This is a genomic window from uncultured Roseibium sp. (genome assembly GCF_963675095.2).
GTDB lineage: Bacteria > Pseudomonadota > Alphaproteobacteria > Rhizobiales > Stappiaceae > Roseibium.
Genome location: NZ_CAXXSJ010000071.1, coordinates 12,320 through 33,736 on the forward strand (window position 1 = coordinate 12,320; position 21,417 = coordinate 33,736).

Genomic DNA, 21,417 nt, shown 5'->3' on the forward strand with positions numbered 1-21,417 from the left:
CCCGGTCTGAAGCTTCAAAGCCCGTAACGCTGCCACAATGCGCGTGCTTCAAGCGATGATATCATCTCGTCGGCAAGTCCGCTCTGGCTTTCCAGCAATTGCGCCGCGACACCGACCCCGCTCTTGCGGCCGAACAGCCCGCGCGGCGCGGAGATCAGCTTGGGCTCCGCCTTATCGCCGAACCGTTTTTTCAGGACACCGCGCAGGTCGCCTATCTCGTCAATGAGGCCCAGCTCCCGGGCTTTGCCGCCGGTCCAGAACTTACCTGAAAAGAGCTCTTCGTCATCGGACAAAATGTCTCCCCGACGGGACTTCACCATATCGATGAAGACCTCGTGGATTTCCTGCTGCAGTCCTTTGAGAAACTCGATGTCGTCCGGGTCGGCTTCCTTGAACGGGTCCAGGATCACCTTCTTTTCGCCGGCAGTATAAACCCGGCGCTCGACCCCGATCTTCTTCAGAAGGTCGGGAAAGCCGAAGCCGGCGGCGACCACGCCGATGGAGCCCACGATGGAAGACGGGTCCGCGTAAATCTCGTTGCCGGCTAGGGCGATCATGTAGCCGCCGGACGCAGCCACGTCTTCCACGAAGACGAGCACGTCCTTTTCCTTTTCCTCCGCCAGATCGCGGATCCGTTTGAAGATCAGCCGCGACTGCACCGGCGACCCGCCGGGAGAGTTCACGATCAGCGCCACCGCAGGCGCCTCTTTCATGGCGAAAGCCTTCTCAAGCGGCTGGGAAACGGAGGCCAGCGACAAGCCGGGACGCAGTGGCGTCACCATGCCGATCGCGCCCTGAAGGCGGACGACCGGGATAACCGTCTTGTCTTTTCGAAGAGCCTTGGGAAGCAGTTTGCGCAATTTATCGAACAAGGAAACAGAAGCTCCGGAAGAGTTTATCGAAAGGCATATAGTGCCAATCGCTTCCGAATATAACCCATCCGACCACGAATTCGAACCGACTGGTCCGGATCTCCTCCAAGAGGGACCCGGCGTTCCGTGCAATCGAGTTTAAGGGATTTCGGCCGGAATCAGTGCTGAGCGCCCTTGCGCGCTCCAAAAGCACCTGCTTCGGCGCGCCGAGCCTTGCGTTCGGCGCGTTTCACTTCACGGACGGATTGTTCTTCAGCCGTTCTTTCGATTTCCTCGGCGATCACTTCGGGCCTGGCTTTGTCTCCAGCGCCGTTCGTCCGCCGCTTTGCCGGCCCGTAATCCGCAGCCCGTCTTGCCACCCCCTTATGCATGGGATTCATGTCATTGAGCACAGGCTTCATTTCCTTGCCCGATGTAAACTGCCAGCACAGGCGGACGCCGGCGCATTCGGGTCCACGCCACGCAATGCTGCCGCGTACAGGCAAATCCAATCCATTGATACGCAGGAAAATGTCATCAGGCAGATGCCCGACGCCTTTTCCCTCGAGACGACAGCCGTTCTTGCTGGCATTGGATATGACGCAATGGATGGAGGCATTGCCGGACAAGTCGCTGACACGGGCCGGAATATGCACGGGACGGCGCTGCTCTTTCCGTTTTTCCTGGTCTTTGCTCGATTCGCTGAAATCGAAGAGAACCTTGGCTTCACCGTCCGTAACATAGGTGATCCGGCCCTTGATCATCTTTTCCAGGCCGTCCACGCGCAGACCGATCATTTCGTTCAGTTCGTTCACGCGGTGGGAGAGAATGCTGCAGCCGGAACTGGAAAAGTCCGATGCGGACCCCTCAATGCAAAGAAGACGCTCCAGATCGACGATCAGAACGGCCAGCGTTGCGCCTTCAGGTATGTTTTGCGCCAAAGCGGTCACGAGCAATTTCCCTTAGAACTCTTTAAGGAGATACCCGCCCGATGCAAACTTCAGGTTAACGCGCCTGTAAAAATTCTCCATATAACGTATTTTCAAGAATCCATAATTAAAGTCGAAAAATATATTTAGACTTAGATATTGTTAACTTTGAGCCAGACGTTTTTCATCAAGCTTTTGCTTAATCGACAGAAAGTCCTGCCACGTTTGCCTTTTTTCAAGCGGACTGCGCAAAAGATAGGCCGGGTGATAGGTTGCGACACAGGCTATTTCCTCACCTGTGGTGGAATAACTCATCCAGCGTCCGCGCAATTTTCTGATCCCTTCCTGGGTCCCCAGCAAGGTTTTCGCGGAGGCCGATCCAAGAAATACCAATATATCCGGGTTCACCAGCTCGATCTGGCGCAGGATGAACGGCTTGCAGATCTCCGTTTCCTGCGGTGTCGGCGTCCGGTTTCCCGGCGGCCGCCAGGGCACGACATTGGCGATATAGGCAGCTGACCGGTCCAGTCCGATCGCTTTCAGCATCTTGTCGAGCAATTGGCCGGAGCGACCGACAAAGGGTTTGCCCTGCAAATCCTCATCCCGTCCGGGGGCTTCACCGACGAACATGACCCGAGCCTCCGGGTTCCCGTCGGCAAAGACAAGGTTTTTTGCCGTCAAACGCAGATTGCAGCCGTCAAATCCTTCCAGACAGGCACGCAACTCATCGAGTGTAGAAGCATTTCGGGCGGCATCGCGTGCGGATTCAACGGTTGACGCATTTGGGAGAACCACCGAAGTCCCGCCACCGGAAGCCTCGTTGCCCTGCTGCGGCACCGGAGCGGCAGGGGCCGCTTGCGGGAAGGTTCGATCCGCTCCCGGCCTCCGGGAAAGGGGTGACTGGGCCGCAGCCGGACCTGCCCCTTGAACCGGACGGTCGGACGGGCGAAACCCTTGTTCGGCCGCCCGCCTTTCGGCGAGCCTAGCGGTTTCGGCGAAACGATCGACCGGATCCGTCTCCAACAGGCAATCGATCCCGCTTGCCAGATAAAAATCCAGCAGCGCTTCAAGTTCCCTGTTTGCCTGATCCATCGACTGTACCCTATGGCCTCCGCAGGTATTCTATTCGTTCCCATGTCCGGAAACAAAGCGAAGACAGGCTGTTTTATCCGCGGAGAACCGCTTGTCCAACAGAATGACTCGTTTCGGGTACCTCACCTCGCAAGAAAAATTCCGCTTACGTAAGCGTCACTCCCAGACTTGACGGCGGAAAGACTTTTCAGTCTATGTGCGTTTCGAAGTTATAAGCCGAATTTCGCACTTGATCGGGGCAGGTCTGCCGATAGGGTCGTGCGTTCCGCCGGCAGATGATGCAAAACGGTATGATCCGGCCAGGACCGGATTTCAAGCGAGGGAGAACTCAATGTCCGAACAGGATGGGGCAGAGCTTGGCGAACGCGAGAGCATGGACGTTGACGTCGTTATCGTCGGCGCCGGCCCGGCCGGTCTGGCTGCCGCGATCCGGCTGAAACAAATTGCCGATGAGAAGGGCGAGGAGCCCAGCATTGTCGTGCTGGAAAAAGGCTCCGAGGTCGGCGCCCATATCCTGTCCGGTGCCGTCATCGACCCGATCGGGCTCGACAAGCTGCTGCCGGAATGGCGGGAGGAAGACACGCCGATCAAGACCCCGGTCACGGCCGATCATTTCCTGGTTCTCGGGCCGGCCGGTTCCATTCGCCTGCCGAACATGTTCATGCCGAAACTGATGAACAATCACGGCAACTACATCGTCTCGCTCGGCAACGTCTGCCGCTGGCTGGCGGAAAAAGCTGAAGCGCTCGGCATCGAGATCTATCCGGGCTTCGCAGCCGCCGAAATCCTTTATGACGAAGAGGGCCGCGTTGTCGGTGTCGCCACCGGCGACATGGGCATCGGCCGCGACGGCAAGCCCAATGCGCAATTTACCCGCGGCATGGAACTGCGCGCCAAATACACGCTGATCGGAGAAGGCGCGCGCGGTTCGCTCGCCAAGGAACTGATCGCGAAATTCGCCCTCGACCGGGACAGCGACGTGCCGAAGTACGGTATCGGCATCAAGGAGCTGTGGCAGATCGACCCGGAAAAACATCGGCCAGGCCTCGTTCAGCACTCCTTCGGCTGGCCACTCGACGGCAAGACCGGCGGCGGGTCGTTCCTGTACCATCTTGAAGACAATCAGGTGGCGGTCGGTTTCGTGCTGCACCTGAACTACCAGAATCCGTGGCTGTCGCCTTTCGACGAGTTCCAGCGTTTCAAGACCCACCCGGCCATCCGCGACACGTTCGAGGGCGGCAAGCGCATCGCCTATGGCGCACGGGCGATCACCGAAGGTGGCTACCAGTCTGTTCCCAAGCTCTCCTTCCCGGGTGGCTTGATCATGGGCTGTTCGGCAGGCCTGGTAAACGTGCCCCGGATCAAGGGCTCCCACAACGCCATGCTGTCCGGCATGCTGGCGGCGGAAGAAGTCATGGCCGCTATCGGCCGCGGCGAAGCCAATACGGAATTGACCGGCTATGACGCTGCCTGGCGGGCAAGCGAGATCGGCAAAGATCTGAAGACCGTCCGCAACGTGAAGCCGTTGTGGTCCAAGTTCGGCACCGTGCTCGGTATCGCTTTCGGCGGTCTCGACATGTGGACCAACGAGCTGTTCGGTTTTTCCTTCTTCGGCACCCTGAAGCATGGCAAGACCGATGCGGCCAGCCTCAAGCTGGCCAAGGATTGCCCGAAGATCGACTATCCGAAGCCGGACGGTGTGATCTCCTTCGACAAGCTCTCCTCCGTGTTCCTGTCGAACACCAACCACGAGGAAGATCAGCCGATTCATCTGAAGGTGGGCGACGAAGCGCTGCAGAAATTGTCGGAGCACGACGTCTTTGCAGGCCCGTCAAACCGGTATTGCCCCGCCGGGGTCTACGAATGGGTCGAAGAAGGCGAAGACGCACCAAGGTTCCAGATCAACGCGCAGAACTGTGTCCACTGCAAGACCTGCGATATCAAGGACCCCAACGGCAACATCACCTGGACGGTTCCCGAAGGGACGGGCGGGCCGAACTACCCGAATATGTAAGCTTCGTTTCTGCCGGACTATCATTGGCAGCATACAAATAAAAACGGCACCGGGAGGAAGATCCCGGTGCCGTTTGCTTGTGGCCGATGGGTCATTATCCGGCGGGTCGCCGAGGGGACTCGGCGCTGCCGGTCGCGGTTGTCAAAGGTCATGTGAGTTCCCGCGAACTATGCGTTCGTCTTGTTGAAACGGAACCCGGACATTTGCCCGCCACCACAAGATTTTGTATACATACAAGCCAGGAACCGAAGTCGATCGCCTGAGAATTTTTCCACGATAGGTCGCCCGATTTCCGCCGCGACATTAAGAGCAGCAAAACCGGCTGCGCCCATCCAGCCATGTTCGACAAGAAGGCTGAACATACACTTTTACGCAGTATTCTGTGACTTCAAAGCGGCCGAAGCTCAATTGGCAATGAGGTCGACTTACCGGATCGGAAAATCCAACTTACCAATCGGCGCCCCATTTAACCAATTCACTCGTCATAGACACCCGCAAGTTCCCTTGCGTTACTTATGTGCGTTTGTATACATACAAGCAAACAAGCGGTCAAACGCTTTTTCGAATGCAGATGGAGAATTTTCATGCGTTCGGAATCGCAGCGCGAAAGCGACGACCGGTGGCAGTCCGCCACCGGTCGTGGAACCGTTCCGAAACTATTGCTTATGCAGCTTCAGTGCGCCGGCGGACAGGCCGTTTCGCCTTTGCCCGACGTTGCCGGGAGGCAGCGTTGTCGTTGTCATTGGACCGGGACTTTCCGCCCCTGCCCTGACCGCTGTTGTTGCGACCACCGTTGTTCTGGCCACCATTGCTTCGGCCACCATTGTTCTGGCGGCCGCGATTTCCGCCCCGCCCCTTGCCGGGAGAAACCGCCGCGCTCGCAGGCGGAACATCGCCGCTGGCGACTTCGATCGTAATACCGATCAGCTTTTCGATCTGGCGGAAAAGACCGATTTCTTCCGGGCAGCACAAGGCCACGGCTTCGCCGTCCGCACCGGCACGCGCTGTCCGGCCGATCCGGTGGACATAGGCTTCCGGTACTTCGGGCAGCTCGAAATTGTAGACGTGGCTGACGCCGGGAATATCGATGCCCCGGGCGGCGACGTCGGTTGCTACGAGAACCTTGATCTGTCCTTCGCGAAGGCCCTTGATGGCCCTTTCGCGCTGGCTTTGGCTCTTGTTGCCATGAATGGAGCCCGCCTTGATGCCGGATGCGACCATCTTGCGCATCAGGCGTTCGGCACCGTGCTTGGTGCGGCAGAAGACGAGCGACATGTCATCGGGCCGGTCGCACAGCGTCGAAACGAGGAAGTCCGTCTTGGCCTTCTGATCCATGAAATGGACGGACTGATCGATCTTGTCCGCGGTCTTGCCTGCCTGGGCAACCTCGACGCGCACCGGATCGGTGAGATAGGACTGCGCCAATTCATTGATCTGTTTCGGCATGGTGGCCGAGAACAGGAGTGTCTGGCGTTTTTTCGAAACCAGCGCGGCGATCTTGCGCAGGGCATGGATAAAACCGAGATCGAGCATCTGATCGGCCTCGTCGAGAACCAGGAACGAAACGCTCCCGAGGGTCACGGCATTGCGGTCGACCAGATCAAGAAGACGCCCGGGCGTCGCAACGAGAATATCCGTGCCGCGCGACATGCGCTTGATCTGGCTGTTGATGGAAACGCCGCCGACGACGGATGTCACTCTGAGCGGCGTGCCGCGCACGAACGACACCAGGTTCTTTGCGATCTGGTTCACCAGTTCGCGGGTCGGCGCCAGGATCAGCGCCTGGGCGCCTTTCGGTTCCGCCTTCCCGGGATGAGCCAGGAGCCGCTCCACCAGGGGCAGGCCGAAGGCTGCCGTTTTGCCGGTACCGGTCTGGGCAAGGCCCATCAGGTCTTCGCCTTTAAGGATCAGCGGGATTGCGTCTTTCTGGATCGGCGTCGGCGTTTCGTAGCCGTTCGCCTCGATGGCCTTCAGGAGTTGATCGGAGAGGCCAAGCGATTGAAATTCTGTCAAGTTATACCCTTCTGGAACTGCATTCCGCCTGATTGAAGCAAAATGCGCCAAGGCTCCACGGCCTGTTGGCAGCGGAGGATAATAGTGCGGTTACGACAGGCGCACTCACCTGGGACTGGATTGTCCGCTCAGGCCGCGCCGATCGTCAGAACCCCGCGTGAAATGGGAACTCAGGAGATTGCCGGTTTTTTAAACCGATTGAGACTGCATCTTGCTCAAGCTTCAGCGCCTTTACGTCAGCGCTCTTGTGCAGACCGCTCACGCGGCGGTCGAATGCAATTGGCTCTATATCGGATTTGTGCACTGCAAAGTCAAGGGATATCGTGCTCTCTGAAGGAGGCTAGGGGGACGTCCCTTTCGGCTGTTAAGACAATCCAAAGTATTGCACTGGCAATATTACCACCTGAAAATTATTCGGATTTGTCCGAGCCGTCCTGATGCGAGAAGATATCCAAATACCGAACAAGCGTAAATTTATCCGCTATGGATTGCTGGCCGGATTTTTTGCCTGTGTCGCACTTGTTGCGACGCGGGCCACCGGAATGCTCACGCTTCTGCCGGAAGGATGGCATTCGCGGCTGCATTCCAGCATCGACGGCCTCATCGTCGGTGTGCTTCTGGTCGGTTGCGCCGGCTACGCCTTCGGCTTTCGCAAATTCCTCGACCTGAGACGTGAACAGGGGCGGCGTTCGCTGGCCGAATCCAAGGCCGACTGGATCGCCTATCACGACTTTCTCACACGGTTGCCCAACCGCCGGTTTCTGGAAGAAAAAGCTCCCGAAATCGCCGAAAGCACGTTCGGCAAGGCGGGTTACGGGGTCCTTTCATTCGATCTCGACGGCTTCAAGAAGGTCAATGAAACGGTCGGGCCTGACGGCGGCGACATGCTGCTGATCGACATTGCCAAAAGGCTTACCGATTTCATGCCGGAGGCCCTGCTCCTACGCCTCGGAAGCGACGAATTTCTGATCATCGCTGGCTGCACGGCATCGAACCGTTGCCAGGACTGCACCGACCCCGAGCAAACCCGCAAGTTGGCCGAAGACCTGATCAGCCTGCTGAATAGGCCTTTTGATATCAAGGGGACGCAGATTTCCGTCGGTGCCTGCGTGGGCCTTTCAAGCTATCCCGAACACGGCCTGAGGCTGAAGGACGTGGTCAAACAGGCTATCCTTGCGCTGAGCGTCGCCAAACGGCAGGGACGCAATTCCTATGTGGAGTTTCGACCGGAGATCAACGAGGATCTCGCCCGGCGTACGCGCATCGAGCGTCAGCTGAGGACCGCGGTGGCCAATGACGATATCGCTCCTTACTACCAGCCGCTCGTCGAGTTGAAGACTGGTGCCATCGTTGGCTTCGAGGCCCTCGCCCGCTGGTACACGCCGGAGGACGGTTTCATCTCGCCGGACCTGTTCATCCGCATCGCCGAGAATACGGGGCTGATTTCGGACCTGTCGGAACACCTGCTCCGCCAGGCGTGCAAGGACGCTATGGCGTGGCCGACACAGGTTCATCTTGCGTTCAATATCTCGCCCCTGATGCTGGAAGACCGCTACCTGGGCCTGAAGATCTTCAAGATCCTGGGAGAAACCGGGCTCAGTCCCCACCGGTTGGAAATAGAGATCACCGAAAGCGCCCTGGTGCGCGACACCGATCTGGCAGCGGCCATGATCCAGGAACTGCGCGGTTCCGGTATCCGCGTCGCCCTGGATGATTTCGGCACCGGCTATTCCAGCCTGGCGCAACTATCCGCCTTGACCTTCGACAAGATCAAGATCGACCGGATTTTCGTCTCCGGCCTGGAGCAGGACGAAAAGAAATCGAAGATCGTCAGAACCACGGTTGCTCTGGCAACCGGCCTGGGTATCACCACGACGGCCGAAGGCATCGAGCAGGAAAGCCAGCTCGACGATCTCAAGCAACTGGGCTGCAGTTTCGGCCAGGGTTACCTGTTCGGCAAGGCGGTTCCGCAGGAGCAGGCCCTCGCCTTGCTGAGCACAGGGCCAGCGTCCGATACCGAGCAGAGCCGGCAGATGTCTGCCTGATCCGCAAGGACGACGGCTTGCACCTCGGGTGGCGCAGCGAGCGGATTTCCGTCAGATGACAGCCCGCTTCTGAGCTTCCACACATGCCAGCGCCGACATATTCACCACGCCGCGCGACGTAACCGACGGGGTCAGGATATGTGCCGGTTTCGCGGTTCCGAGCAGGATCGGTCCGACATGAAGCGCCTGGGTGGACACCTTCAATAGGTTGAGAGCGATATTGGCCGCATCCAGGTTCGGGAAGAGCAGCAGGTTCGCCTCGCCTTTCAGCTTGCCGTTCGGCATCACGCGCTCGCGCAGAAGCTCGTTCAACGCGGCGTCGCCGTGCATCTCGCCGTCCACTTCCAGATCCGGATGAGACTGCCAGAGGATTTCCAGCGCCTCCCGCATCTTGCGGGAGGAGGCCGTATCTCGAGACCCGAAGTTCGACAAGGACAGCAGGGCAGCCTTGGGTTCGATGCCGAAGCGGTGAATTTCTTCCGCCGCCAACAGGGCCATTTCGGCCAGTTCCTCCGCTCCGGGATCCTCCGACACGAAGGTATCGGTCAGGAACACCGCTCCACGGCTGCTGATCAGCAGCGAGAGCGCCGACAGGTCGCGGACGCCGTCGCGCATGCCGATCACCTGGCGGATATCGCGCAGATGGCGGATAAAGCGGCCTTCAAGGCCGCAGATCACCGCATCCGCATCGCCCCTGCGAACAGCAAGCGCGGAGATGACGGTGGAATTGGTGCGCACGATCGTCCGCGCCGCATCGGGCGGCAGACCCTTTCGGCCAACGCAGGAAAAATACTCGTCGACATAATCCCGGTATCGGGGGTCGTCCTGCGGGTTGATGAACTCGAAATCCTCGCCCGGCCGGATCTTCAGGCCGAAACGCTCGCACCTGGCCTGCAGGACATCCGGACGGCCGACGAGGATCGGCTTGGCGATCTTGTCTTCCATCAGCACCTGGGCGGCGCGCAGAACCCGCTCGTCCTCGCCTTCGGCATAGATGATCCGCTTCGGATCCTGGGTCGCCGCCTGGATGATCGGCTTCATGATCAGGCCGGAGCGGAAGACAAAGCGGTTCAGCCGGTCCAGATAGGCGGTGAAATCCTCGATCGGCCGGGTGGCGACGCCGGTTTCCATGGCCGCCTTGGCAACCGCCGGCGCGATCCGCAAGATCAGGCGCTGATCGAAGGGCGAGGGAATAAGATAGTGCGGTCCGAAGGTTTCCGTCGCCCCGCCATAGGCACGGGCGGCCACGTCGGACGGCTCTTCCCGGGCAAGACCCGCGATCGCCTCGACGGCCGCGCGCTTCATCTCCTCGTTGATCGTGGTCGCGCCGACATCCAGCGCGCCGCGGAAGATGTAGGGGAAGCACAGAACGTTGTTGACCTGGTTCGGATAGTCGGACCGGCCGGTGCACATCACCACATCGGGACGGACGGCCCTAGCCTCTTCCGGCATGATTTCCGGATTGGGATTGGCGAGCGCCAGAATCAGTGGGCCCTTACCCATTTTGGCGACCATGTCCGGCTTGAGAACGCCGGCCGCGGACAGGCCGAGGAAGACATCCGCTCCATCGATGACCTCCGCCAGGGTCCGCTTGTCGGTCTTTTGCGCGAACTTCGATTTCCATTCATCCATGAGCGCCTCGCGGCCCTCGTAGACGACGCCCTCGATATCCGTGACCCAGATATTTTCCAGTTTCGCGCCCAGGCTCACCAGCATGTTAAGGCAGGCAAGCGCTGCCGCCCCTGCCCCTGAGGCGACGATCTTCGCTTCCGAGATATCCTTGCCCGCCAGTTCCAGGCCGTTGCGGACAGCCGCACCGACGATGATCGCCGTTCCGTGCTGGTCGTCATGGAACACGGGGATGTTCATCCGCTCCCGCAGCCTGGCTTCGATCATGAAGCATTCGGGCGCCTTGATGTCTTCCAGATTGATGCCGCCGAAGGTCGGTTCGAGCACCGCAACCGCATCGACGAAGCGATCGACATTCCGCTCATCTACCTCGATATCGAACACGTCGATGCCGGCGAATTTCTTGAACAGAACCGCCTTGCCTTCCATGACCGGCTTGGACGCCAGCGGACCGATGGCGCCGAGCCCCAGAACGGCAGTGCCGTTGGAAATCACACCGACCAGATTGCCCCGAGCCGTATAATCGGCCGCCTTGGCCGGGTCCTTCGCGATTTCCAGGCAGGGCGCAGCGACACCAGGAGAATAGGCCAGCGCCAGGTCGCGCTGGTTGCCGAGCGGCTTTGTCGCCTGGATTTCGAGTTTCCCCGGCCTCGGATGCTGGTGAAAGAACAGGGCGGCTTCGGTCAGATCGCTGCCGGTGGTCTTGTCGTCGCTCATGGCTGCCGCCTCTCTTCCATCATACCAAATCGCCTTCGGCTTGCCTGTGCGTTGCCGACGCGGAACTCAAATTCCTTATTAGACAAAGGGATTACCCGCTGCGGTGTAAAATGAGAACCCGCAGAAGCGAAAACAGCACCAGACTGTTGAAGATATGCCATAAAAAATGCGTTCCCGCCGTAACGTCAGCGCACAAGGGCATGTCCAGCGCGCGGAAGGTGACGGAGACGGCGAACAGGACACCGGTCAGAAGCAGATCCCGGCCCAGCCTGTTGTCGATCCGCCAGAAGGCAATCCCGACCGCGAAGATCGCAAGCAGCGCCGGCAGATAGAAGGCCGACGATCCGACGATCGGCGCCCAGACCTCACCCAGTCCCGGAGACATGACGAAGAAGCCGATGACGAGCGCCCCGGCCAGCACCCAGGAGAGCCCGAGGAACCGCTTCAATGCGATCAGAAGATAGAAATGGATGAAGACGACGATGGGAATGACATCGGCCATCCCCGCCCATCGGGTCGCGAAGGTGTGAAACAGGAAGGAGCCGATCCCGGTCAGGAAGACGACGCCGATCAGGGCAAGCGCCACCCGATCATCCGGCGTCTTCTTCCGCCACATGAGGAAAGCGGCAATCGCCGCGATCAGGAACGCGGCATTGGTGACCGCATTCAGAGGTTCGGCCCAGAACTCCGGACCGAGCCGTTCGCAATACCGATCAACCTGTTCGCCGAGATCCAAAGTCATCTCCCTTTCGCTGCCCGTATCCAACGTAGCGTCGACGGCACCCTATCGGGACAGGGTTTCAGAAATCAATCGCCCAAGGCGGGCAATTCCATCCTTGATCTTCTCTTCGCTCGGCGCGGAGAAATTGAGACGCATGCAGTTGGCGCCGGTCCCGTCTGGAAAGAACGCCCCGCCCGGCACAAAGGCAACCTTGATCTCCGCGATGGAGCGGGCGAGCAGGTCGGCACAATTGACGCCCGCCGGCAGCTCCATCCAGATGAACATGCCGCCTTCCGGCCGGCCCCAGGACACACCCTCCGGCATGTGTTGCTCAAGGGCGTCCAGCATGCAGTCGCGGCGGGCGCGATAGGCTGTGCGGATCTGGGTCACCTGAGCATCGAAGGCGCGTTCGGCGACCGTCGCCATCACGATCTGGTTGATGGTCGACGAGTTCAGGTCGGAGGCCTGCTTGATCAGAACCAGTTTCTGGATGACCGGGGCCGCCGCACAAACCCAGCCGACGCGCAGGCCCGGGGACAGGGTCTTGGAGAAGCTGCCGCAATAGATCGTTCGCGTGTTGTCGATGCCGCCGTTGCGGGCAATGTCGAGCGCCAGGATCGGCGGCAACGGCTCGCCGTCATAGCGCAGGGACTGGTAAGCGGCATCCTCGATCACCGCGATGTCGAGTTCGGTGGCCAGGTCCAGGATCCGCTCGCGCTCTGACAGATCCAGGGTCAGGCCGGTCGGATTGGCGAAATCGGCGGAGCCATAGGCGAATTTCACCGCTCCGCCCTTCTCCTCTGCTCTATCGCGATAGTCCTGAGCGGTCCGGTTGGCCGCCGGCAGCAGGCGATCATAGGCCGGCTCATAGGCATTGAAGGCCTGAAGCGCGCCCAGATAGGTCGGCCATCCAACCAGCGCCGTGTCGCCGGGCGACAGGAACAGCTTGCCCAGGTAATCCAGCGCCTGCTGCGATCCGGAGGTGATCATGATGTTGTCGATGCCGCAAGGGATGCCGAGCTCCGCCATACGCTCCGCGATCCATTTGCGCAGCGGCGGATAGCCCTCGCTTACCGAATACTGCAAGGCCGTCTGGCAGGTGGCGGACGCGAACAACTCGCCATAGGCGTCGCTGAAGGCCGCGGCCGGGAACAGCTTCGGGTCGGGAATACCGCCGGCGAAGGAAATCATGTCCGGCCGGTCCAGCAGCTTCAGCAATTCACGAATTTCGGATGCGGCCATCCGCGACGACCGCGTGGCAAACAAGTGGCTCCAGTCCTGCATGGTGTTTTCGTCTTTTTAGGACGACCTTATGTTTGATATTATAGGTCAATGACACTTACCTAATATTTTCGTTTGTGTCTTTCAATGGCTATTTTTTGTAATTTTCATGCATTTCGAAATTCGTACGTGAACCTCTGGATTGTCGCTCCGCGCTCGCTTATGTCTTTTCCAGAGGAGAATTTTCATGTCCCGTATCGACGAAAGCCGCCCGTTCATTCCGCTCAAGATCGCCGTACTGACCGTGTCGGACACACGCTCGCTGGACGAGGACCGGTCCGGTTCGACCCTTGCCGACCGGATTGCGCGGGACGGTCATATCCTCGCCGACCGCAAGATCGTCATCGATGACGTGCCAGCCATCCGGGACGTGGTGAAGGCGTGGATCGCGGACGAGGCGATCGATGTGGTCATCTCCACCGGCGGCACCGGCTTTACCGGCCGGGACGTGTCGCCGGAGGCGATCGAACCGCTGTTCGAAAAGCGTATGGACGGTTTTTCGACCGTGTTCCACCAGATCTCCTACGAGAAGATCGGCACCTCGACGATCCAGTCGCGGGCGATCGGCGGCGTGGCGAATGCCACCTATCTGTTCGTGCTCCCGGGCTCGCCCGGCGCCTGCAAGGACGCCTGGGACGGCATCCTGAAATGGCAGCTCGACTATCGGCACATGCCCTGCAATTTCGTGGAAATCATGCCGCGCCTCGACGAGCACCTGAAGCGGGGCAAACTCCGGGAAGCGTGAACGACCGGCAGTCGGTACCCAACTTTTCCAGATCCTCCCTTTCCCGCGCGAACGTTTACCGCCATGGTGCGGGGATGAGCGCCTTATTCCAAGAACTGGACTACGCCCCCACGCCTATCGGGGCGATTTCCCTGCGCCGGCGGCGCATCCTCTCCCTTGACACGGACGTCTTCGAGATCCTGCTCGGCGACGAGCATCTGATGTCGAGCCTGTTCATCGCGTCCGAAGTGGCGCTGGCCGACGAAGGGCTTGCCGCCTTGACCGGCGGCGGGCTGGACGTGCTGGTCGGCGGGCTCGGCCTCGGCTACACCGCCCAGGCTGCGCTGGCCCATGAAACCGTTGCCGCTCTCACGGTGGTCGATCTCCTGGAGCCGGTGATCCGCTGGCACCGGGAAGGCCTCGTGCCCATGAAAACGGAACTTGCCGACAACCCGCGCTGCCGGCTGGTGCAAGGGGACTTCTTTGCGCTCGCGGCCTCCGATACCGGCTTCGACGCCGACCGGCCGGGACATCAATACGATGCCATCCTGATCGACATCGACCACACGCCGGAGCGGTTGCTCCATGGCGGCTCGAAAGGATTTTACACGGCCGACGGCTTGCGCGCCTTGCAGCGGTTTCTGAAACCCGGCGGAGTCGTGGGACTCTGGTCCGACGAGCCGCCGGACGAGGCGATCACGTCTCTGCTCGGCACGACCTTCGCCGAGGCCTGGGCCGCGCCTGTCGTCTTTGCCAATCCCTTGCAGGACGGGCGCGAGGTCACGCAGGCGGTGTATCTGGGCCGCAAGGCCCAGGTCGCATAGGCTTCATGCCTCGCCCCGACGCCAGCGCAGAATGCCGGCCGTGCCTGCCCCCGCGATGACGACAGCTCCGTAGAGCGTCACCGTCAACTTCAGCCCGATGATCGGAACGAGAATCCCTGCGATGACGGAGGGCACGCTGAAGGAGAGATAGCTGAGCGTGAAGATCGAGGCGAAGAGTTCCGCCCGCTCGTCAGGCGCAGCAGTCGGCACCACCGTGCGCAGCACGCCGAAGAAGCAGGTGCCGAAACCGGTGCCGGCAAAGGCCAGAGCGGCCAGGTAGAGCGTCAGGCTGCCGCTCCACAGCGCGACGAGGCAAAGGGCCGTGCCGAGGCTCATCACCAGTGTGCCGTAGAGGATGACGCCATGGCCGGAGCGGTTGCGGGCGATGAGGCAGGCGAGCGCCCCCATGCCGGTCAGCACCGTGATCACCAGCCCCTGGAGGATGGCGGAGTGGATGGCGAACACCTGCGCCACGATGGAGGCTCCGAGCGACAGGTAGAGGCCACCGGTCGCCCAGCTGGCAAACAGCGCCGGCGCGCTGCCCCAGAAGACCTTGCGGGAGCTTGGCGGCACGCCGACCCGGGGCTTGAGCGAGGCCAGAAAGCCGTCATGGCGCGGCGCCGTTTCCGGAAACAGCCAGACGGCCAGGGCAAAGACGCCACTGACCGCCACGAACCCGCCGAAGACGAAAACCTGGGGCCTTGTGGTGAGATCGAGGAAGAAGCCGGAGACCAGAGCGCCCAGCGCCAGCCCCAGGAGCGGTACGACGGTGTTGATCACCGCCGCCAGTCCCGGCCGGGCGCGCGGCTCGAAGTCGGTGATCGTCGCCGGCAATGTGGAGACCAGCAGGCCGCAGGCCGCCCCTTGAAGAATGCGGGCGAGGATCAGCCCGGACACGGTCGTCGCCTGATCGAAGACGTAAAGGGCAAGTGCGAGCAGTGCGAAGCCCAGGCTCAGGACCGGCCGCCGCCCCACATGATCGGACGCCGACCCAGCCACCAGAAGCGCGGTGAGAAGCGCCAGGGCGTAGACCGCGAAGACGACGGTCATGAGCGCGGGCGAAAACCCGATCTCGGCCCGCAGCACCGGATAAAAAGGCGACGGCGCACTGGCGCTCGCCATCATCGCCAGCGCCCCCAGGGTCGTGACCACAAAGCCGGTCCGGCTCTGCGGCAATGTGGCGGAAACGGCATAGGACATGCGGGATCTCTCAATGGTTCGAAAAATTTCGAACCATTACATACTTCCTTGCCGCCGAAGGTTCAACTATATTCGAACCGTGAGCAAGTCAGAAAAATCCGCACCCGATCCGCTGGAACATCCGCCGGAAGACGAAATCGAGCTTTCAAAGGTTCTTTTCGCGCTGAGCGATCCGGCTCGGCTGGAGCTGGTCCGGCAGTTGAAGGACACGCCGCTAGAGGCGGCCCGCTGCCACCTTCAGGATCCCTCGCTGCCTAAATCGACGAAATCCCACCAGATGAAGGTCCTGCGCGAAGCCGGCGTCATCCGCAACGAACCGAAGGGCCGCGGCCGGCTCCTGTCCCTGCGCCGGGAGGAACTGGACAGACGTTTCCCGGGACTGCTGGATGTGGTTCTGGATGCATCTTGAGGGGAATGGGTGGAGCGAGCGTTGGACAAGGTGGCCTAGCGAAGTCTAAGGGGATGACAGGAACGAGAAGCAAGTGTTCGCCGCCCGTCAAACGGGTGTCCGCTTCGCGTCCCCATTTCGGAGTTTCATGAAAACGAAATCACCTTTGAGAACGGACATTCGTCCGGTGGCAACAAATGCCCGCATTGCTGGAATGTGCATTCATGTGCAGCTCTTGCGCTGACTGGCGAACAGTCAGCCAAGTTCAGCTTTCAGGAACGCATCCATCTCCACAGGTGCCCGGTCAAGAATTTCGGCAAGAGCGGGATCGATCGCGGCGAATTCACCCGCCCGCGCAGCATGGAAATAGCCCAGCATAACGGCGATGGAGGCCTGGGGAATCCCGGCATCCCGCGCATTTGCCTCCATGTTTTCCTCACTTGTGAAAACGCGCGATATGGGCCGCCCCAAAATTTCAGCTGCCAGCTCAGCAAGTTCCGCCAGGTCTAGGGCCTGGCTGCTGGTTAGAGGCGGGGTCGGTCCGTCGATGACAACGTCTCCGGCCAGCAGGGCGGCGTCGACAGCGGCGAGATCGTCATGGGTCGTCCAGGTCACCTTGCCATCCTCAGGCGCGATCATTTCGCCCGTTCTGAAGGCGCGGGCGTTCATCGAAAGGGCGCTTGCGGCGTAGAAGCCGTGGCGAAGCGCGGTCCAGCGGAGGTTCGATTCTGCCAACATGTTTTCGGTGGCGGCATGGACTCTTCCGGGCGGAAACAGAGACGTCGCGGAGCTCGCCACCTGACTGGTGTAGAAGACCCGTTCGACACCCACCTCCCGCGCCACCGCAAGCGCCGTGGCATGTTGTTTCAGAGGATCGCCGCCCGTCGCCGCCGCATTCGAGGATACGAGCAGCAGACGTTCGGCCCCCTCCCAGGCAAACCGCAGGCTTTCGGCGTTATCATAATTCCCTTGGCGCACACGGACACCCAGCGCCTTCAGGTCCGAAACCTTTTCGGGATCGCGAGCGCTGATGCCTATCCTTTCGGCAGGGACATGATTGAGCAGATTACTCACGATCCTGCGGCCGAGCTGGCCTGAGGCCCCGGTGACGATGAACATTCAATTTCTCCTGAAGCTGGTTTTCTCTGCAGGCGCATCGCCCACCGTTGTCTTCGGAAACAGACTGTCTGTTCTCAATCGTTTTGATAACGCGCATTTTTTCGAATAGGTTGTTCTTCATGAAGAACAATGTTTCCCCCAGCGACCTATCGATTTTTCTGGCGGTCCTCAGCGAAGGCGGGTTCCGTGCCGCGGCGGGCCGTCTCAACGTCGCCCCGTCGAAAGTCAGTACGACGATCTCGCGGATCGAAGCGCAGCTTGGCGTGCCGCTTCTTCTACGTACGACGCGAAGCGTAATGGCCACAGAGCAAGGACAAGCGTTAGCCGAGCGTGTTGCACCACTCCTGTCGGAAGTAAATGCGGCCGTAATGGAAACGGCAAATTCCAGGGACGTTGTGCGCGGGCGACTGAAACTCAACGTCCCGGGCGCGGTTATGCCGGATATCCTGCCGCCACTGGTGGTAGATTTTCAGCGCCGTCATCCTCTGGTGGAGGTCGAGATCGTCGTGGAAAATGACCTTGTCGATATCATTGCGGCGGGTTGCGATGCAGGTATCCGGTATGGCGCACGTCTGGAAAAGGACATGATCTCCATTCCGTTGGGTCCCCGTATCCAGTGGGTCGCTCTCGCCGCATCGCCTGGTTACCTCGCAGAGCGCGAGCACCCGCAAACGCCCGCCGACCTCCTTCTCCATGACGCGATCCGCTACCGCTTGCTGAACGGGCGGCTTCTGCCCTGGGTGTTGAAAGACGGAGACAAGACAGTCGAAGTGGACGCCGTCACAAGGCTCACGTTGAGCGTGAACGCCTTGAATACGGGGCTAAGTTATGCCCGAAGCGGTTTGGGGATTATCGGCGCCTTTCGCAACTGGCTTGAAAGCGACTTTGCCAGCGGAACGCTTGTTCCCATCCTGCAGAACTATTGGCCCGCGCAGAATGGGCCGCGTCTTTATTATCCGAGCCGTTACGCCTCAACCCCGTTAAGGGCCTTTATCGAGACTTGTAAAAACTCGGCGCGGCACAAATGACATGCGACCTATTATGAAGCGACAATATTTGGGTGTTGAACGTCCGCATTAACGGCGAATTTTTCTGAAGCGGACAGTCGGCAACCGGCCCTATTCCGGCCATTTGTTGCAAACTATTTGACTACCCGATTTTAACCCCTTGCCTCAGCCCTTACCGCCGAGAACGGCGAACGTCCGGCGAACAAATGACGCCCCCTCACCGCACCTCGTAGGGCATCAGAACAATTTAGAGGACAACCTCAGCCAATCGTCCCCGTCGCCAACGCGTGCTCAACCCCACCCCTGATGTGACGCGCGAGGACCTCGCAGGCTTTAGCCGCATCGCGCTCCAGCGCGTGTTCCAGCAGCAGGCGGTGTTCTTCCGCCGCGATATCGCCACGGTAAGAGAGCGCCAGGAGCTGATAGCGGAGGTATTTGTCGAAGACGTCGGCGTGGGTCTCCATCAGGAGTTCGGAGCCGCAGGCGGAGATCAGGACCTGGTGGAATTCCCAGTCATAACGTTTCCAGGCCTGGATATCGCCGCGGTCGCCGTCGCGCATCCTGGCTTCGAGCGCCTTCAGCCGGTGATGGGCCGCAACCACGCGGCCTTCCCAGTCCACGTCTCCTGAGGCAAACGACTGTTCCAGCGCGTGGGTTTCCAGCAGCAGTCGCAGGTCCGCGGTTTCCCGCAGGTTGTCCGCCGAGACCGGGGCGACCTGGAAGCCGCGCTGGCCTTCGGCCACCACCAGCCCTTCGGAGGCGAGCCGGTTCAGGATTTCCCTCAGGGTGCTGACGCTTGCGCCGTAGGCGGTTTTCAGTTTCTCAAGACGCAGCTTTTGCCCCGGAAGCAGCTTGCCGAAGATGATGTCGGAGCGGACCTGGCGATAGGCGCCTTCGCCGACGGTCGGAACGGCCTGATCGGCCGTTGGCGGCGCGTCCCGTTTCACGACCAGGCTCCGTGCACAGGCGGGACAAGGTCGGGCGTCGAATGGGTCATGCCGCCAACTGCCCGTTGCTCAGTGTGTGTTCGACGCAGGCTTCGATATGCCCTGCGAGGATCTTCACCGCCGTTTCGTGATCGCGTTCCAGCGCGCAGACCAGAAGCCGGCGGTGTTCGTCGCCGGCGGCCTGTCCGCGGTAGATGACGGCCACGATCTGGTAGCGGAGGAAATGGTCGAAGACCCGGCGATGCGCCTCCATCAGAACCTTGGAACCGCAGGCCGAAATCAGGGCGCCGTGAAACTCGCGGTCGTAACGCTTCCAGGCTTCGGTCTTGTCCCGGTCGCCGGCCTCCATCAGCGCTTCCATGCGGGCGAGCTTGTGATGGGTGGCAACCACCTGCGCTTCCCATTCCAGGTCGCCGCGCTGGAAGGCTTCCTGGAGCGCATGAGCTTCCAGCAGTTCGCGCATGCCGGCGACTTCGCGGAAATGCCTTTGAGACACCGGCGACACGTGAAATCCGCGCTGGCCTTCCGCCACCACGAAGCGCTCGGACGCCAGCCGGTTGAGAATTTCGCGCAGGGTGCTGACGCTCACCAGGTAAGGAGCCTTCAGGCTGTCCAGCCGCAGCCGGGCCCCGGGCGCAAGCGTGCCGAAGACGATATCGCGCCGGATCTGCCGGTAGGCGATCTCTCCGGGCGTTTCGACGGACATGTCGGGCGTTGCGATTTCGGCGGTTCTCATGGACCCCTTCTTTGCAGTTTCCCGCCGTCCCGGCAAGCGGCACAGAAAGGATAAAAACAATAATCTATGAGATTTTTAATAATACCCATTGAAATTGAGTTCGTCTAATGGCACGACTCCCGGTGACGGAAATTAACCGTCGTGAACATTTGGCTTGGGAGGTAACAGCCATGATGGAATTCACGAGACGCACGCTGCTGGCCGCCGGTGTGGCCGCGGCCCTTATCGCGCCGGGCGCGACCGCTTCGGCACAAGACAAGATGGAACTGAACTTTTCGGCCGTCTTCTCGCCGCAGGACATTCGCGCCGAGATGATGAAGAAATTCGCCGAAGGCATCGGCGACGAATTCACGTTCAACGGCTATTACGGCGGCACGCTGTTCAAGCAGGGCACTGAACTGGTCACCATGCAGCGCGGCAACCTGGAGATGGGCAACATCGCGCCCCAGGATATCGCCAAGCAGATCCCGGCATGGTCGGTGCTGACCTCGGCCTACCTGTTCCGCGACTCCGATCACCTGCGCAAGTTCTTCGCCAGCGACATCGGCAAAGAAATGACCGGGATGGTCGAGGAACAGCTCAAGGTGAAGATCCTCGGCCCGACCTATTTCGGCGTCCGCCAGGTCGGTCTCAATCTGGACAAGGAAATCAAGACCCCCGCCGACATGGGTGGCGTCAAGCTGCGCATGCCGGGCGGTGAAGCCTGGCAGTTCATGGGCAGCGCGCTCGGCGCCAACCCGGTGCCGATGGCCTACAGCGAGGTCTATATCGGCCTGCAGAACGGCGTGATCGACGGTCAGGACAATCCGTTCCCGAACGTCCAGAACATGAAGTTCTACGAAGTCATGAAGCAGATCGTGCTGACGTCCCACCTTGTCGGTTACGACCTTCTGTCGATCTCGCTCGACACCTGGAACAAGCTGTCGCCGGAACAGCAGGCGAAGGTGCAGTCGGCTGCCGACAGCGCCATTGCCTGGAGCACCGAGCAGCACCTCAACCGCGAGGCGGAACTCGGTTCCTTCTTCGAGGAACAGGGCCTGAAGATCTATAAGCCGGACGTGGACGCTTTCCGGGCCTTTGCCCAGGACAAGTACCTGAAGTCCGATCTGGCGAAAGACTGGCCGGAAGGCATCGTCGACCGGATCAACGCCATCCAGTGATGAGCTGAGGCCACTCGACC

18 protein-coding genes are annotated in these 21,417 nt (G+C 60.4%); 7 read left to right on the forward strand and 11 right to left on the reverse strand.

The window, feature by feature from the left end; all coding sequences use genetic code 11:
- Window positions 1–14: 14 nt before the first annotated feature.
- The 3 genes from ABIN98_RS28245 to ABIN98_RS28255 form a co-directional block, all read right to left on the reverse strand.
- The gene (locus ABIN98_RS28245) at window positions 15–872 is read right to left on the reverse strand and encodes a S49 family peptidase (RefSeq protein WP_346915503.1); all 858 of its coding nucleotides are present in this window, start codon (window positions 870–872) and stop codon (window positions 15–17) included.
- Between the two features lie 158 nt (window positions 873–1,030).
- Window positions 1,031–1,648: a PilZ domain-containing protein gene (locus tag ABIN98_RS28250; protein ID WP_346915505.1), complete on the reverse strand. Its 618-nt coding sequence runs from the start codon at window positions 1,646–1,648 to the stop codon at window positions 1,031–1,033.
- A 294-nt stretch (window positions 1,649–1,942) separates the two neighbouring features.
- Window positions 1,943–2,872, reverse strand: a complete 930-nt coding sequence (locus ABIN98_RS28255) for a uracil-DNA glycosylase (protein ID WP_346915507.1) — start codon at window positions 2,870–2,872, stop codon at window positions 1,943–1,945.
- Window positions 2,873–3,203: 331 nt separating this feature from the next.
- Here ABIN98_RS28255 and ABIN98_RS28260 point away from each other — a divergent pair, with 331 nt between their 5' ends.
- Entirely contained in the window at window positions 3,204–4,886 is a 1,683-nt protein-coding gene (locus ABIN98_RS28260; protein ID WP_346915509.1) for an electron transfer flavoprotein-ubiquinone oxidoreductase, read from the forward strand.
- A 663-nt stretch (window positions 4,887–5,549) separates the two neighbouring features.
- Here the strand turns inward: ABIN98_RS28260 and ABIN98_RS28265 are convergent.
- Window positions 5,550–6,899, reverse strand: coding sequence for a DEAD/DEAH box helicase (locus tag ABIN98_RS28265; protein WP_346915511.1), 1,350 nt, complete (start codon window positions 6,897–6,899; stop codon window positions 5,550–5,552).
- A 542-nt stretch (window positions 6,900–7,441) separates the two neighbouring features.
- Here ABIN98_RS28265 and ABIN98_RS28270 point away from each other — a divergent pair.
- On the forward strand, window positions 7,442–8,944 hold the full coding sequence (locus ABIN98_RS28270; protein WP_346915513.1) for an EAL domain-containing protein: 1,503 nt from the start codon (window positions 7,442–7,444) through the stop codon (window positions 8,942–8,944).
- A gap of 51 nt (window positions 8,945–8,995) precedes the next feature.
- On the opposite strand, the gene ABIN98_RS28275 is transcribed toward ABIN98_RS28270, so the two are convergent.
- The 3 genes from ABIN98_RS28275 to ABIN98_RS28285 form a co-directional block, all read right to left on the reverse strand.
- The gene (locus ABIN98_RS28275) at window positions 8,996–11,290 is read right to left on the reverse strand and encodes an NADP-dependent malic enzyme (RefSeq protein ID WP_346915515.1); all 2,295 of its coding nucleotides are present in this window, start codon (window positions 11,288–11,290) and stop codon (window positions 8,996–8,998) included.
- 91 nt (window positions 11,291–11,381) lie between these two features.
- Window positions 11,382–12,032: a ceramidase domain-containing protein gene (locus tag ABIN98_RS28280; protein WP_346915517.1), complete on the reverse strand. Its 651-nt coding sequence runs from the start codon at window positions 12,030–12,032 to the stop codon at window positions 11,382–11,384.
- Between the two features lie 42 nt (window positions 12,033–12,074).
- Entirely contained in the window at window positions 12,075–13,295 is a 1,221-nt protein-coding gene (locus tag ABIN98_RS28285; protein WP_346915519.1) for a PLP-dependent aminotransferase family protein, read from the reverse strand.
- 184 nt (window positions 13,296–13,479) lie between these two features.
- Between ABIN98_RS28285 and moaB the strand changes: the two genes are divergently transcribed.
- The gene (gene moaB, locus ABIN98_RS28290; protein WP_346915521.1) at window positions 13,480–14,037 is read left to right on the forward strand and encodes a molybdenum cofactor biosynthesis protein B; all 558 of its coding nucleotides are present in this window, start codon (window positions 13,480–13,482) and stop codon (window positions 14,035–14,037) included.
- A gap of 74 nt (window positions 14,038–14,111) precedes the next feature.
- Window positions 14,112–14,840, forward strand: a complete 729-nt coding sequence (locus tag ABIN98_RS28295; RefSeq protein ID WP_346915523.1) for a spermidine synthase — start codon at window positions 14,112–14,114, stop codon at window positions 14,838–14,840.
- 3 nt (window positions 14,841–14,843) lie between these two features.
- Here the strand turns inward: ABIN98_RS28295 and ABIN98_RS28300 are convergent, their stop codons facing one another.
- Window positions 14,844–16,040 carry an MFS transporter gene (locus tag ABIN98_RS28300; RefSeq protein ID WP_346915525.1) on the reverse strand — a complete coding sequence of 399 codons (1,197 nt, stop codon included), beginning with the start codon at window positions 16,038–16,040 and terminating at the stop codon, window positions 14,844–14,846.
- 79 nt (window positions 16,041–16,119) lie between these two features.
- Between ABIN98_RS28300 and ABIN98_RS28305 the strand changes: the two genes are divergently transcribed.
- Entirely contained in the window at window positions 16,120–16,449 is a 330-nt protein-coding gene (locus ABIN98_RS28305; RefSeq protein ID WP_346915527.1) for a transcriptional regulator, read from the forward strand.
- Between the two features lie 234 nt (window positions 16,450–16,683).
- On the opposite strand, the gene ABIN98_RS28310 is transcribed toward ABIN98_RS28305, so the two are convergent.
- Window positions 16,684–17,547, reverse strand: coding sequence for an NAD(P)H-binding protein (locus ABIN98_RS28310; RefSeq protein ID WP_346915529.1), 864 nt, complete (start codon window positions 17,545–17,547; stop codon window positions 16,684–16,686).
- 119 nt (window positions 17,548–17,666) lie between these two features.
- Here ABIN98_RS28310 and ABIN98_RS28315 point away from each other — a divergent pair, with 119 nt between their 5' ends.
- The gene (locus ABIN98_RS28315) at window positions 17,667–18,575 is read left to right on the forward strand and encodes a LysR family transcriptional regulator (RefSeq protein ID WP_346915531.1); all 909 of its coding nucleotides are present in this window, start codon (window positions 17,667–17,669) and stop codon (window positions 18,573–18,575) included.
- A gap of 239 nt (window positions 18,576–18,814) precedes the next feature.
- Here ABIN98_RS28315 and ABIN98_RS28320 read toward each other — a convergent pair whose 3' ends face one another.
- Both ABIN98_RS28320 and ABIN98_RS28325 read right to left on the reverse strand, forming a co-directional pair.
- Window positions 18,815–19,501, reverse strand: a complete 687-nt coding sequence (locus tag ABIN98_RS28320) for a GntR family transcriptional regulator (RefSeq protein WP_346915533.1) — start codon at window positions 19,499–19,501, stop codon at window positions 18,815–18,817.
- 46 nt (window positions 19,502–19,547) lie between these two features.
- Window positions 19,548–20,237, reverse strand: a complete 690-nt coding sequence (locus ABIN98_RS28325) for a GntR family transcriptional regulator (protein WP_394701650.1) — start codon at window positions 20,235–20,237, stop codon at window positions 19,548–19,550.
- A gap of 173 nt (window positions 20,238–20,410) precedes the next feature.
- Here ABIN98_RS28325 and dctP point away from each other — a divergent pair, with 173 nt between their 5' ends.
- Window positions 20,411–21,397, forward strand: a complete 987-nt coding sequence (dctP, locus tag ABIN98_RS28330) for a TRAP transporter substrate-binding protein DctP (protein WP_394701651.1) — start codon at window positions 20,411–20,413, stop codon at window positions 21,395–21,397.
- The last annotated feature ends 20 nt before the right edge of the window (window positions 21,398–21,417 follow it).